The organism is Paraburkholderia sp. RL17-347-BIC-D, assembly GCF_046027915.1.
Lineage (GTDB): Bacteria > Pseudomonadota > Gammaproteobacteria > Burkholderiales > Burkholderiaceae > Paraburkholderia.
The window spans coordinates 78869-92105 of sequence record NZ_JARESS010000018.1; the positions used below are offsets into that span (position 1 = coordinate 78869).

The 13237-nt window shown below is 60.9% G+C and carries 12 protein-coding genes; 1 reads left to right on the forward strand and 11 read right to left on the reverse strand.

All coding sequences use genetic code 11. The features are described from left to right. Nucleotides 1–88: 88 nt before the first annotated feature. From P0D96_RS23820 to P0D96_RS23860, 9 genes are all read right to left on the reverse strand, one after another. Entirely contained in the window at nt 89–1534 is a 1446-nt protein-coding gene (locus P0D96_RS23820; protein WP_408315574.1) for an NAD-dependent succinate-semialdehyde dehydrogenase, read from the reverse strand. A 187-nt stretch (nt 1535–1721) separates the two neighbouring features. Then, entirely contained in the window at nt 1722–2636 is a 915-nt protein-coding gene (locus tag P0D96_RS23825; protein WP_408178227.1) for a LysR family transcriptional regulator, read from the reverse strand. 9 nt (nt 2637–2645) lie between these two features. Then, nucleotides 2646–2981, reverse strand: coding sequence for a ferredoxin (gene fdxA / locus P0D96_RS23830; RefSeq protein ID WP_132381083.1), 336 nt, complete (start codon nt 2979–2981; stop codon nt 2646–2648). Continuing rightward, nucleotides 2981–3754 carry an enoyl-CoA hydratase-related protein gene (locus tag P0D96_RS23835; protein WP_408315576.1) on the reverse strand — a complete coding sequence of 258 codons (774 nt, stop codon included), beginning with the start codon at nt 3752–3754 and terminating at the stop codon, nt 2981–2983. Before P0D96_RS23835 ends, fdxA begins: the two co-directional genes overlap by 1 nt. Beyond that, nucleotides 3751–4932, reverse strand: coding sequence for a CaiB/BaiF CoA transferase family protein (locus P0D96_RS23840; protein WP_408315578.1), 1182 nt, complete (start codon nt 4930–4932; stop codon nt 3751–3753). Before P0D96_RS23840 ends, P0D96_RS23835 begins: the two co-directional genes overlap by 4 nt. Continuing rightward, the gene (locus tag P0D96_RS23845; RefSeq protein WP_408293525.1) at nt 4929–6314 is read right to left on the reverse strand and encodes an FAD-dependent oxidoreductase; all 1386 of its coding nucleotides are present in this window, start codon (nt 6312–6314) and stop codon (nt 4929–4931) included. The genes P0D96_RS23840 and P0D96_RS23845 overlap by 4 nt, the downstream gene beginning before the upstream one ends. A 37-nt stretch (nt 6315–6351) precedes the next feature. Continuing rightward, entirely contained in the window at nt 6352–7191 is an 840-nt protein-coding gene (locus P0D96_RS23850; protein WP_408315580.1) for an ABC transporter permease, read from the reverse strand. Continuing rightward, nucleotides 7191–8024 carry an ABC transporter ATP-binding protein gene (locus P0D96_RS23855; RefSeq protein ID WP_132381093.1) on the reverse strand — a complete coding sequence of 278 codons (834 nt, stop codon included), beginning with the start codon at nt 8022–8024 and terminating at the stop codon, nt 7191–7193. Before P0D96_RS23855 ends, P0D96_RS23850 begins: the two co-directional genes overlap by 1 nt. 3 nt (nt 8025–8027) lie before the next feature. Continuing rightward, on the reverse strand, nt 8028–9059 hold the full coding sequence (locus P0D96_RS23860; RefSeq protein ID WP_408315679.1) for an ABC transporter substrate-binding protein: 1032 nt from the start codon (nt 9057–9059) through the stop codon (nt 8028–8030). Nucleotides 9060–9584: 525 nt separating this feature from the next. On the opposite strand from P0D96_RS23860, the gene P0D96_RS23865 reads away from it, so the two are divergent. Further along, entirely contained in the window at nt 9585–10712 is a 1128-nt protein-coding gene (locus P0D96_RS23865; protein WP_408293535.1) for a porin, read from the forward strand. A gap of 139 nt (nt 10713–10851) precedes the next feature. On the opposite strand, the gene P0D96_RS23870 is transcribed toward P0D96_RS23865, so the two are convergent. After that, entirely contained in the window at nt 10852–11640 is a 789-nt protein-coding gene (locus tag P0D96_RS23870; protein ID WP_408315582.1) for an enoyl-CoA hydratase/isomerase family protein, read from the reverse strand. 574 nt (nt 11641–12214) lie between these two features. Further along, nucleotides 12215–13123 (reverse strand): LysR family transcriptional regulator, encoded by a 909-nt coding sequence (locus tag P0D96_RS23875; RefSeq protein ID WP_408178233.1) that lies wholly within the window; start codon nt 13121–13123, stop codon nt 12215–12217. Nucleotides 13124–13237: the final 114 nt, after the last annotated feature.

Here is a 13237-nt window from a genome sequence, read left to right on the forward strand (position 1 = left end):
GCATTATCTTATGGCTGCCGTCAGGGCTATCGACAACTAGCCCTTCCTCGACGCGCCTCGTTTCAAAGCGGGTGCCGACCGGTCAGCGCTATGCAGCAGTGGTCGACACGGCCTTGGTCACCAGATAAGCGTCCATGGCTTCCGGGCCACCTTCCGAACCGTAGCCCGAATCCTTCACGCCGCCGAACGGCATTTCCGGCGACGGCGTGGCCGGCTGGTTGATCCACAGCATGCCGACTTCCAGCTGCTGCGACAGCAGATGCACGTTGGTGAACGACTTCGTGAACGCATAACCCGCCAGACCATACGGCAGACGGTTGGCTTCGGCGATCGCTTCCTCGAGCTTGTCGAAGCCGCGAATCGCGGCGATCGGGCCGAACGGCTCGTTGTTGAACACGTCCGATTCGAGCGACACGTTGGTCAGCACGGTCGGCGCAAAGAAGTTGCCTTCCGAGCCCACGCGCTCGCCGCCGGTTTCGACCTTGGCGCCGGTCTTGCGCGCGTCGTCGAGCACCTTGCTCATCGCCGTGAGACGGCGTGCGTTGGCGAGCGGGCCGAGCGTGGTGCCTTCGGCGAGGCCGTCGCCGAGCTTGAGGCCTTCAGCGTGCTTGACCAGCGCCGCGGCAAATTCTTCGCGGATGCTGTTGTGCACGAGAAAGCGCGTCGGCGAGATGCAGACCTGACCGGCATTGCGGAACTTCGCGCCGCCCGCGGCTTTCACGGCGAGCGCCACGTCGGCGTCTTCGGCCACGATGACCGGCGCATGACCGCCCAGTTCCATCGTCGCGCGCTTCATGTGCGCGCCGGCCAGTGCCGCCAGTTGCTTGCCGACCGGCGTCGAGCCGGTGAACGTGACCTTGCGGATCACCGGATGCGGAATCAGGTAGCTCGAAATCTCAGCCGGGTCGCCGAACACGAGGCCGACCGTGCCCGCCGGCACGCCGGCTTCGACGAAAGCCTGCAGCAGCGCGGCCGGCGATGCCGGCGTTTCTTCCGGCGCCTTGACGAGGAACGAGCAGCCGCACGCGAGCGCGGCGCTCAGCTTGCGCACCACCTGGTTGACCGGGAAGTTCCACGGCGTGAAGGCGGCCACCGGGCCGATCGGTTCCTTGAGCACCAGTTGCTGCGCCGCGAGGTTGCGCGACGGCACGATCCGGCCATAGACACGGCGGCCTTCGTCGGCGAACCATTCGATGATGTCCGCCGCCGCCAGCACTTCGACGCGTGCTTCGGCAAACGGCTTGCCCTGTTCCAGCGTCATCAGGCGGCCGATGTCCGAGGCGCGCTCGCGCACCAGCGCGGCGGCCTTGCGCATGGTGGTGGCACGCTCGTTGGCCGGCACTTTGCGCCAGGCTTCGAAGCCGCGCTGCGCGGCGGCCAGTGCCCGGTCCAGATCGGCGATGCCGGCGTGCGCCACTGTGCCGATGGCCTTGCCGGTGGCAGGGTTGATGACGTCGAGAGTCTTGCCGCTGGCGGCGTCGCACCACTCGCCGTTGATCAGAAGTCGGGTATCCGTATAGCCTGATGTGACCATGTTGTGTTCCTGATAGTTGGGGGACCATCTACCGCTATCAGGATGATGGCGGGCGGTCGTGAATGAAGGGCCAAAATGCAGCCCGTCACTTAAGATGACTAATTACATGCACGCGAAGGCGCGCGATCACTACCGAACGCGGCGTCGCCCTGCCCACGGCAAAGCGCGATCAGCGACAACGCGGAGATCAGGCGTCGCGCAGCGACAAGTCGACGTGCTTCAGGCGTCGCACGATACGTTCAACGAACTCCAACGTTACGTGAGGCAGCGCGCGCTGGTTCGGTGTGATGACGCCGACGGTGAGCGCGTTGACGTTCACGTCGTCGAGCGGTCTCCATACCACGTCACCGCGCGCCAGTTCGTCGAGAAAAGCCAGCTTGGAGAAAAACGAAATACCTCGACCGGACGCAATGAGCCGCTTGAGCAGCGTCGTCGAGTTACACGTGACGCTCGGCTGTAGCGACTCCCAGTACTCGGGAAAGTCGGTGGTGACGACGCCCTGGATCGGCGATCGTCCTTCGAGCCGCAGAAACGCATGATTGCGGCATTCGTCGAAGCTGATGCGCTCCGTCTTCGCTAGCGGATGCGACGATGCCATGACCACGCCCGGCGGCAACGATACTTCGGTCACGACATCGAGCCCGGCGGGCAGCTTCGTGATATACGAAATGCCGACGTCATATTCGCCACTGACCAGCCGCGTCGGTACGTCATGGGGCGGCACGGCGGCGATCGAATAAGTCACAGCCGGATAGGCGTCCGAAAACTCCTCGACGGTCGCCGGTAGAAAGTCGACGAAAAGCGAATCCATTGCCACCACTGACACGTGCCCCTTGCGCTCGCCTTTCAGGTCGTCAAGTTCGCTGCGCATCAAATGGAAGTCGTTCAGCGTCGCGCGAATGTGTTGCAGCATGCGCTCGCCGGCCGCGTTCAACCGGATACCGTTCGGCAGCCGGTCGAACAGTTCGGTCCCCATCTCGGCTTCGAGCTTCAGGATCTGCCGGTTGACCGCGCTCGACGCGACATAGAGATTCTGCGCGGCCTTGCGGATCGAACTGCACCGAGCCACTTCGACAAAATATTTCAGGACATTCGCATGCATCGTGTTTTCTCAGTTCATCGGCCGCACCGTCCATGCCGCGACCACGGGATGATCGCAGGCTACCTTGCCTACGTCGCACGCGCCACCCGGGGAACCGAGCGCACTGGCGTCCGGCCCGAAGAAATCCCGGTTCACAGCGGCGAACATGGCCTCCGATTGCGGGAGTTCTTCATCGTGAAAGATCGCCTCGGTCGGACACACTGAGACACACACCCCGCAGTTGATGCATTCCTCAGGGTGGATGTAGAGCGTGCGCCCGCCCTCGTAGATACAGTCAACCGGACAACATTGCACACACGCACCGTCTTTGACGTCGATGCAGGGCGAAGTGATGACATAGGCCATCAGCGTGCGCTCCAAACCGGTTTGCGCTTCTCCTGGAACGCGCGCACGCCTTCGTTCGCGTCTTCGGATTGAAGTGCGGCCACCAGGGCGGGCAGTCGCAACGCCTGAGCGTCCGCCGGCGAGAGTGTGGCCGTGCGCTTGACCACCTGCTTGATCGCCTGCAGCGACAGCGGAGCGCACGCGAGCAGCGCCTGAACCCAGCGCTCGACGGCGGCATCCAGTTCGGCACGCGGCACGACTTCATTGACGAGGCCCATGTCGAGCCCCTCGCGTGCCGAAATCCGGCGACCGGTCATCAGCATCGCCATTGCCTGGCGGTACGGAATCTGGCGTTGCAGCAGGGTCATGCCGCCGTCGAGCGGCATGCGCCCGACGAGCGCCTCGGGCAGCCCGAAGCTCGCCTCGTCACAGGCGACCACCAGATCGCACCCCAGCACCATTTCGAAGCCACCGCCCAAAGCATAACCGTTGACCCGCGCAATCACCGGCACGTTCAGCGTCTCGCGCAGCGCAATGCCGCCGAAGCCGCCCGGGCGCGGCGCCGCCCAATATTCAACACCGCTCACCGACGGGTTCTTCAGGTCCGCGCCGACGCAGAACGCGCGCTCGCCCTCGCCGGTTAGGACCACGACCCGCACGTCGCGGTTATGCTCGAGCTCGGTCCACACGCGTTGCAGTTCTGCTTCAGTGGCAAGGTCCACGGCGTTGAGCGCTTCCGGCCGCGCCAGCGTCACCGTGGCAACGTGCCGGTCGATGACAAGACGTACGCTCATACAGCCTCCGTGGCGACCTTGCCGCGTAATTGTTGCAGGACCTCTTCGGTATGCTGGCCGAGGCGCGGCGGCCCGCGCCGCAGGGCAACCGGCGCGCGCGAAAGCTCGATCGGGCTGCCGATGAAGCGCACCGGCTGGCCTTCGCCCTCGCCTTCCAGAATCAGCTGGTTATGCAGCGTCTGAGGATCGACCAGCGCTTCACGCAGATCACGCACCGGCGCACACAACAGGTCCTGCTCTTCGAGCCGGGCGAGCCAGAAGTCGCGCGTGTTGCTCGCAAAGCGCTCGCGGAAGATCCGCTGCAATTCGGTCTTGTGAACGAACTGCTGGTTGAGATTGCAGAAGCGCGCGTCGAGCGACAGGTCTTCGATCTGCAGTGCGGCGCAGATGTCGCGCAGCGGATTCGGCTTGAACGCACCAACGAGTACCAGCGCACCGTCCTGGGTATCGAAGACACCCGAAAGCGGCATGGCGGCCCAGTTCACTTCCGAGTCGGCCATCATGATCATGGCGGCTTCCTGCATCTGCATCGCGAGCATCGAGTTGTACAGCGACACGTTGACCTTTTGCCCTTCCCCCGTGCGCTCACGATGCAGGAGCGCGAGCAGGATGCCCTGCACCATGTGCATGCCCGCCGAATAGTCGGCGAGCGCTGTCGGGTACACGGAAATCGGCAGCGACTCATCGGCGCGGCGCGCCATCACACCGCTCATCGCCTGGGCAAGTACGTCCTGGCCACCCTTGTGCGCATAGGCTCCGGTTTCGCCGAAGCCCGTGCCCACCGCGTAGATGATCCTCGGGTTCAACCGGCGGCAGTCTTCGTAGCCGACACCCATACGGTCCATCACGCCCGCGCGGAAATTGCTGACGACCACATCCGCGTCCGCGATCAGTGCCTTCAAATCGGCCAGTTGCTGCGCGTCGCGCAGGTCGAGCGCCACGCTGCGCTTGTTGCGATTCAGACTGCAGAAGATCGGATTGTCCGCGCCGGCTACCGGCTCGAACGTCGAGCGGCTCAAATCGCCCGCGCCTTTTCTCTCGACCTTGATCACGTCGGCGCCGTAATCGGCGAGCATCTGCGTGCAGACCGGGCCCATCATGACCTGTGTGAGATCGACGACACGCACGCCGGCAAGCGGCAGGTCAGGTGTCTTGGCAATGTTGTCTGCGACGCTCATGCGGCCTCCCGCTTATTGATGTGCACGGCAAGCGGCGGCACGTCGGCATTACGGCCGGTCTGGTCGCCCGGGTCCGCGCCTTGCGCACGCAAGGTTTTCTGCAGCGCGTGCACATCGACGTCGCGCACCCGCACCCCCGCATCGAGCGCGAGTGCGGCAGCCACACCAGCGGCTTCGCCCATCGCCATGCAAGGCGGGATTTCACGCGACATCTTCTGCGCCTGCGAGGTCGCCGAATAGTGCCGGCCGGCGACCAGCAGGTTGTCGATCTGCTTCGGCAGGAGCACGCGATACGGCATGTAGTAGTCACGGCCACGCGCGATGCTGTCGTCGAAGCGGGTACGCTGCGCGAGGTCATCCTTCGTCATCACGTACTCGCCTTCGAGCAGGCGCGTCTGGCGCACGCCCGTTTGCGGCGCGACATCGATCACGTAACACTGCTCAAAACCAGGGAGCTTGCCGCGCACGAAATCGACCACCGCGTGAATGTGCTGGCGGCCCTGCACTTCCGCGCGTGTCAAGTCCTCAGGCTTGAGGCCATCGAGACCCGCCATATGCGGGCAGTTGCACCAGACCACGCCGGGCAGCGGTGTCTTCAACCACCAGTAGCCCCACGAACCACCCAGAATGCGCTTGATCTGGCGATCCAGCGCCGCAAACGCCTCAGGCTCTTCGGCTTCGAAACGCTCGGCCGCCTCCGTATCGACGCCGCCGAGTCGAAATACGGTCGTTGTGATATAGGTGCCGCCAACATGCGGCACACCCGCCGACGCCGCGACATCCAGGTCTCCCGTCGCATCGATCACCACGTCGGCGAGGATCGCTTCACGGCCGCTCTTTGTCTCGCAGATCACGCCCTTCACCTGACCGTCCTCGACCAGCGTGCGCGAGAACCATGAATGCAGACGCAACTTGATACCGAGCGATTCCACCATCTCCAGCGCGACGCGCTTCATCGCATCCGGATCGAACGCCGCGGCGAAACATACCGGGTGAGGTGTCTTCTGGCTGTGAAAGTCGAAGGTTCCCCAGCGCCCCCACTTGCGATACGCAGCCGGATCCTCGCCCCATTCGTCCGAGCGCGGGAACATCGCCAGCTTGCGCGCCGCCATTCTTTCGATGAAGGTCATGCAGACGCCACGCACCGAAATTTCCTGCAGGTGGTTGTCCCACATGTCGTCGAGTACCAGCACCATGCCGCCGGATGCAAGGCCGCCCAGGTGGTTGTAACGCTCCAGCAGAATCACCTCGGCACCGTTGCGCGCCGCCCCGATCGCTGCCGACAGGCCCGCGGGGCCGCCGCCCACCACCACGACGTTTGCCTTGGCCGCCACGCGCACATCGCGCGCGCTTTCCTGAATCCAATCGCTGATCATGTTCATTTTTCGCCTCTGAGAATTCGGGTGTTTCGTGTTCGGTTCAATGCGTGCTTTCGGGTTGCCATCTGACCACCAGGCGTTCGACAATCGCGATCACCAGAAAAAACAGGCCGGACAGCACGGCGCTCATGATGATCGCCGTATACAGCAAGGCCGAATCGAAGCTGTAGGTCGCCTGAATGATCATTGCGCCGATACCTTGCGTGGCGCCGATCCATTCGCCGACCACCGCGCCAATCACCGACATCGACGCGGCAATGCGCAATGCGGAGAACAGATACGGCAGCGAAGCGTAGAGGCGCAGCTTGAAGAAAATTTCGCGCTTGCTTGCCGAGAGAATCTGCATCAGTTCCATCGCCTGCGGGTTCACCGCCTGCAGTCCGCGGACCATGTTCATGAGCGTCGGAAAAAAACAGACGATCGCCGCGATCGTGATCTTCGGCTCAAGACCGTTACCCATGATGAGAACGAGGATCGGCGCCTTCGCGACCACCGGAATCGAGTTGATCATCACGGCGACGGGATAGAAGATGTCCTGCAGCGTCTTGTTATGCACGAAGACGGTGGCGATCAGGATCGCCGCCAGGTTGCCGAGCAGGAAACCTCCCACTGCCTCGATCGCCGTCGGCACCAGGTTCTGCAGCAGCACATCGCTCTTGCTGAATAGCGTCTCCAGAACCAGGAACGGCGACGGCGCGATAAACGGCTTCACATGAAAGCCCGCCACGACCGCCCACCACGCGAATAGCAAGCCCGCGACGCCGAGTACCGGCAGGAGGCGCGCCCGCCACAGGCGTTGACGGCGACGCGCAAGCCAGGCCTGCGCTTCAGGATCCGCCGCTTGCGACGACAGATTCAATTGCATTTCGGACGTGGTCATTAGCAGGTCTCCAGTACGCGTCGCAGATAGGCAGCGAGTTCGACGAATTCGCGGGTCTCGCGGATATCGAGCGTTCGATCTTCTGGCAGCCCGACCGGGACGATCTCCTTCACACGCCCGGGATTGGCGGCCAGCATCAGCACTCGCTGGCCGAGAAACGCCGCCTCATAGATGCTGTGGGTAACGAAGAGCGTCGTGAGGCCCATCTCTTTCCAGACGCGACGCAATTCTTCGTTCAGACGGTCACGCGTGATTTCATCTAGCGCGCCGAACGGCTCGTCCATCAGCAGGACTTTTGGGTCGCTGACGAGGGCACGCGCAATCGCCACACGCTGGCGCATTCCGCCTGACATCTCGTGCGGGTAAGCGTCCTCGCGACCCTTGAGGCCGACCAGTTCGAGCAGTTCACGCGGTGTCGCCCGGCCCGCGCGGGCCTTGCCGCCCGCGACTTCGAGCGGCAACTGCACGTTCTGGATAGCCGTGCGCCACGGCAGCAGGGCCGCGTCCTGAAACACAAAGCCGATGTCCCGATGCTCACGCGCAATTCGGGGCGCCGCGCCGAGCACGCTGATCTCGCCGCGGCTCGGCTTGATGAGGTCCGCGACGACTCGCAGGAACGTCGACTTCCCACAGCCCGATGGACCGAGGAGCGTGAGGAATTCACCGGCCGCGACATCGAGGCTCAAGCCCTCGATCGCGGTGACACTGCGCCGGTCGGTGAAGAAACGCACGTTGATATTGCGGCAGCTAATAGACAGCGGGGTGTCTTGCAGCGCGGCGACGGACGAACCGACCCCTTCCGCGCGCGGCGGATTGATAGTGGCAGCATGCATGGATTACACCTTGAGGCGAGAGGAACGGGTAGCGTTGAGAACGTCCATCGTCATCACGTCATCGACTTTTGGCTGACTTCCGCGGAACTGGCCCAGTCGACCGTACATCGTGATCTGCTCTTCCCAGACCTTCGCGTCCATCGTGCCCCAGCCCTGCGTCTGCGTGGTTTGATCGAACGCGTAGCCCATCAGCGAATCGATCGCGACACGCTCGTCGGCGCGGTTCAGGTTCGGATATTCCTTGATGAGCAGATCGACGGCCTGGTCGCGATGCGCGTTCGCGTATACCCAGCCACGCGCGGTTGCGCGCAGAAACCGCGCGACGGTGTCGGGATGGTCCTTGAGCGTCGCGGTGTTCGCGTAGTACGGCAGCGCGTAGAGGCGCACGCCGGTGTCCCACAGGCGCAAGTCGACGCGATCTACCCCGAGCGGCTTGAGCGCCGTCGTGTTGGTTTGCCAACCGGTTACCGCGTCGACCTGCCCACTGAGAAGCGGCATCATGTCGGCACCGATCGGCACGATGTTGACCTGACTTTCCGGAATTTTGTTCTTCGCGAGCAGCGCCTTAAGCAGCACCATGCCCGTCGACTGAATTCCGATACGCTTGCCGATCATGTCGTGCGGTGTGCGTACGGGATTTTTCTTGAGCGAAAAGAAACTGTAAGGATGTTGCTGCAACCCGACCGCGATGCACTTGATCGGCAAGCCTTCTGAGACGGCCAGCATGATCGACGGACTCGAGGAAATCTCGCCGGCCTCGGATCGGCCGGAGGCAACAATCGCGACGCCGTCGATGTTCGGTCCACCCGGCTGGATGCGGAAATCGATTCCTTCCTGCTCGTAATATCCAAGCCGCTTTGCCGTCACCTCACCGACCTGGTTGCCACCCGGAATCCAGCCCAGTTGCATGTTGACTGTTGTCCTGTCGCCTGCAAAGGCACGCACCGAAAGCAGTGCGCCCGTTGCAGCCATGCCGCCCGCCGCAAGCGTTATCCGCAGCAAACGCCGACGTCCGGCATTTTCGATTACTGACATCATCTCCTCCGTTGGTCCTTCCTGGATACAAGGGGCAGGTCATCTAACGCTGAGTGCTGCCGGTCAAATCGATTATTAAGAACCAAAAGTGTCCCCGCAAGCATCAATTTTGAAGCTGAGTGATGCCGAAATTAGAGCGGCTATCTGCGCAGGCTTTCTGACAAAGCGCCCAAATGTGTGCGCGATTCGCGCACCAGTTCGGCCTCGACGCGCTAAAAATTCGATCACTGGTAGTCAAATTCAGTGCTAGCTGTCGCGAATTTTGTTCCGCAAGAATCGCCAGCAATCGCACCAAATTCGCATCAGCGCCTGACGAGCGCCGAAAGGCATTTGTAATGACAGGCGATCTCGATGCGGGAACGCGGTGCTGAGTTGCCAATTAACCGGAGAAAGCTGAGACCGTCATCGGTGGAACAAATACTTCGCTTCCCATTGTCTTTGCTTCGTGATCCTAATTACAAACGGCTTCAGGCCAGCTTCAAGCATTCGCTTTCACTTTCCCAAAACAAGCGTTCAAAGGAAATCATGAATCGACGCATCTTTGCTCTCGCCGCCCTGGCTCTGTCCTGTCAGACGGCATCCGCCCAAAGCAGCGTGACCCTGTACGGCCTGATCTCGACGGGTATCGTCTACGCGAATAATCAGAAAGGGGCAGACAAGCAAGGCCACGCGACGTGGCAATTCGCTAGCGGGCCGATGCAGACGCCTCGCTGGGGCATGAAGGGTGTAGAGGATCTGGGCGGGGGCTTGAAAGCCATCTTCACGCTGGAAGGCGGCTATAGTGTGGCGACTGGCGCACTGTCGCAAGGCGGTCGCGAGTTTGGCCGGCAGGCTTTTGTCGGTTTGTCGTCGGATACCCTCGGGACGGTGACGCTAGGACGTCAATACGACGAGGCCGTCACACTGTGTGTCTTCTCGTCGGCCTGTCAGTTCGCGGCATATGGTGCGCACATTGGCGACAGTGATAACGTGTTCGACACGTTCCGGATCAACAACGCGGTCCAGTACAAGAGCATCGACTACAGAGGTCTTCAGTTTGAAGGGCTCTACGGCTTCTCGAACAAGCCGGGCGGCTTCTCCGACAACAATGCCTATAGCGCCGCGGCGCAATATCGCAACGGGCCGCTGTCAGCCGGTGTGGCGTTCCTTCAGGTCAATACGCCGAACGACGCCAACAATACGAACGGCGCGGTGGTGAACGACTATGGCTTCACGTCACCGTTCATCACGAATCCGGCGACCAACGCGGGCGTCAGCAAGCAAAGGATGTTTGGAGCGGGCGGCGCTTACGCGTTCGGACCGGCAAACCTGTCGCTGCTTTATACCAACGCGCGATTCGACTACCTCGACACGTCGCGCCTGACACTTCAGAATTTTGAGGTTTCGCTGACCGACTACGTGACGCCGCAGCTCATTCTTGGCGCCGCGTATATCTTCACCACCGGGCAATACCACCCACAGGACAACAGTCCAAAATGGCATCAGGTGAATACCGGTGTGGACTACCTGCTCAGCAAGCGCACCGATCTCTTTCTCGTCGGCATCTATCAGAAAGCGGCGGGTGACGCGCAGTACGCGCAGATCTATTCGCTTTCCCCCTCCACCACCAAGTCGCAAGTCTCAGCGGTGATCGGACTACGGCATAAGTGGTGAACGGTGGTTGCGAATGACCGGTCTCACCGAGAATTACGAAAGTGCGCTTTCTTGCGGACTGGAGTTAGTCGGCTTCAGTCGTCCTGATGCGCATTCTTCGTTAGCCTCCTGCTAGTGCCTTGGCCGCGAACCCGCAGAACTATCGTCCAGTGAATACAACGGGCTCTGGCTCGACCCCACGCTTCATCGCTTCGACGCGTGCGGTTCGACCCTTACGTGCGTCTTCCGTACCGTGCAGCCCCATTGTGACGTCCAGCAAAACGGAGTCGGCAGCGGGCACGCCGCCCCCCGCCCATGCCTTCAGAAGTGAACGGATGGCCGCATAAGAACGGGTCGGCCCATTGGACAGCCGGGTCGCCAGTAATGCTGCAGTGGTGTCGACGTCCGTCTCGGGATAAACGAAAGCCGCTACGCCAAGTTCGCCGGCCGTCTTGCCGGTCATTGGTTCGCTCAGCATCGTGTAGCGAGCGGCCATCGCACGGCCGGCGCGTTCTGCCAGGCGCTGAACCCCGCCTGCCACCGGCGCAGAACCAACCGACGCTTCGAAGTGGTGAAAGACCGCGTTATCGGCAGCGACGATGAAGTCGCAGGCCAACGCAAGCTCGAACGCTCCACCGAAGCACGCACCGCGAACGGCTGCGACGGTTGGAATCTGCAGCGCCTCGATAGCGCGGTAAGATTGGTTCATCTCAGCGATGAAGGTGCGCCATTCGTTAAAGTCCTTATCGATAAAATCAAGGACGTCTCCGCCATGACTAAAATTCGCGCCTTCCGCGCGTACCAGTAGAGCCCGAATCTCGGAGCTACTCGCCTCGTGTACGGCGTTTTTAAGTGCTTCACAGAACCGGTTATTGATCAGGTTTAATGGGGCATCGGCTAGAACGATGTGTCCAACATTCCCCTGGCGTTCGAATCGGATAACAGACATGTGAAGTCTCCTGAAAGTTGGAGTGAGATGAAGATCGATGGAATAACTGTCTGCAACTACCCGGAGCGAGGCGTCAAAATGCATAGCATGCCTACTGCCTTCGAGACTGCGAACTCAGCGATAAACGATCGCGGACTTTTCCGGGCCGTGCAATTTTGTGTGCGCAGAGATCCGTGAAGCGTTTTTACTTCTGCTAGCGCGTGCTTTTAAATCCCGATCCTGCGGTGGATCACCGTTAGTGACGTTGGGCACCGATTCGTTCTGGAACGGAGTTACTGCGACGAATGAATAAAAACCGTCAACTCGTTCGTGTATCTTGAAGTCTGAAACCGATACTCAGACCTCGAAGGTTTGACGTGGCATCGGGCATCTTGTTGGTCAGCAAATTGGTGGGCATAACATCTCCTTCGCATCTCGCTCGATGCACGAGCCGCAGCCGGTTCTGCGCCGGGTGGACTTGCTCTAGGAGCGGGTTAGGAGAGTGTCGCGCCAAGGCGGACATTCGACAATCCGATTTCACAAATAACACTCTTCCACAAGCCTGATAACCCGAGTCGGGGCGCCACGGAGGCAATCAGTCAGGTACCGGCGTGAACAGTTCTCTGACGAGGCCTCGCAGCCAGCGGTTACCGGGATCATCATGCTGCGAGCGGTGCCAGTGTTGCTTGACGTCAAACTGCGGCATCCGGTATGGGGGTTCCAAAATCGCGAGATCGGCGATGCGCGCAAATATCTCGCCCACATCGCTGGAAACCGTGACTACCAGATCGGTCATTGCAATGGTCATCGGGATGCTTAAAAAATGCGGAGTATGGAGGACCTCTCTGCGCTGGATACCGTGCTCTTTCAGGAATTGTTCAACGATTTCCTGGCGACGGCCCTCTGCCTCAACCACCGCATGTGGCAGTTCGCAAAAAAGCTTCTTTGTCAGCCGGCCCTGTACGGCCGGATGATTCCGCCGCACGAGGCACACGAACGAATGTCGAACCAGGCGCTGCTGAAAAACGTCGACACCATCAAGATCAGGGAAATAACCGATCGCGAGATCGACCTCACTTCGCTGAAGTGCGGACAATAGCTGTCTGGGAGACAAAGACGTTGTCTTCACATTGACGCTGGGAGCGAGACTTGTAACCCGCTGCAGCAATCTCGGCAAGGAGACCATCTCACCGACATCTGACATTGCGATAGTGAACGTGCGCTGAGCTTTGTCCGGCACAAAATTCGGCGCCGTCAACACTCGTTCACGAATATCGGCTAGTACCGACTGAACCACGGGGGCTAGCTGCATCGCGCGTGGCGTCGGTTGCATGCCGGACCTGGTTTTGACGAAGAGCGCATCTCCAAGTTCTTCACGCAAACGCTTTAAGGCGTAGGATGCAGCGGGCTGACTCAGATTCAGTTCCACGGCCGCCTTACCAAGATGTCCGTGACGCTGTAACGCATCAAAGACGCGCAAAAGATTGAGGTCAAAGTTATCCATTTGGCAAATCGACGGGATCGAGGAAATCCATTTGTTTAATCATCTTCCATTTCCGACATTTGTTCCACGTACAGGCGCTTGATCGCGCAGCATAGTGGTCCGGCATTCATACAT

What these genes read in the sequence shown, in the direction of transcription:
- P0D96_RS23820 (WP_408315574.1), bottom strand. Translation starts at nt 1,534, where the DNA reads ATGGTCACATCAGGCTATACGGATACCCGACTTCTGATCAACGGCGAG.
- P0D96_RS23825 (WP_408178227.1), bottom strand. Translation starts at nt 2,636, where the DNA reads ATGCATGCGAATGTCCTGAAATATTTTGTCGAAGTGGCTCGGTGCAGT.
- fdxA (WP_132381083.1), bottom strand. Translation starts at nt 2,981, where the DNA reads ATGGCCTATGTCATCACTTCGCCCTGCATCGACGTCAAAGACGGTGCG.
- P0D96_RS23835 (WP_408315576.1), bottom strand. Translation starts at nt 3,754, where the DNA reads ATGAGCGTACGTCTTGTCATCGACCGGCACGTTGCCACGGTGACGCTG.
- P0D96_RS23840 (WP_408315578.1), bottom strand. Translation starts at nt 4,932, where the DNA reads ATGAGCGTCGCAGACAACATTGCCAAGACACCTGACCTGCCGCTTGCC.
- P0D96_RS23845 (WP_408293525.1), bottom strand. Translation starts at nt 6,314, where the DNA reads ATGAACATGATCAGCGATTGGATTCAGGAAAGCGCGCGCGATGTGCGC.
- P0D96_RS23850 (WP_408315580.1), bottom strand. Translation starts at nt 7,191, where the DNA reads ATGACCACGTCCGAAATGCAATTGAATCTGTCGTCGCAAGCGGCGGAT.
- P0D96_RS23855 (WP_132381093.1), bottom strand. Translation starts at nt 8,024, where the DNA reads ATGCATGCTGCCACTATCAATCCGCCGCGCGCGGAAGGGGTCGGTTCG.
- P0D96_RS23860 (WP_408315679.1), bottom strand. Translation starts at nt 9,059, where the DNA reads ATGTCAGTAATCGAAAATGCCGGACGTCGGCGTTTGCTGCGGATAACG.
- P0D96_RS23865 (WP_408293535.1), top strand. Translation starts at nt 9,585, where the DNA reads ATGAATCGACGCATCTTTGCTCTCGCCGCCCTGGCTCTGTCCTGTCAG.
- P0D96_RS23870 (WP_408315582.1), bottom strand. Translation starts at nt 11,640, where the DNA reads ATGTCTGTTATCCGATTCGAACGCCAGGGGAATGTTGGACACATCGTT.
- P0D96_RS23875 (WP_408178233.1), bottom strand. Translation starts at nt 13,123, where the DNA reads ATGGATAACTTTGACCTCAATCTTTTGCGCGTCTTTGATGCGTTACAG.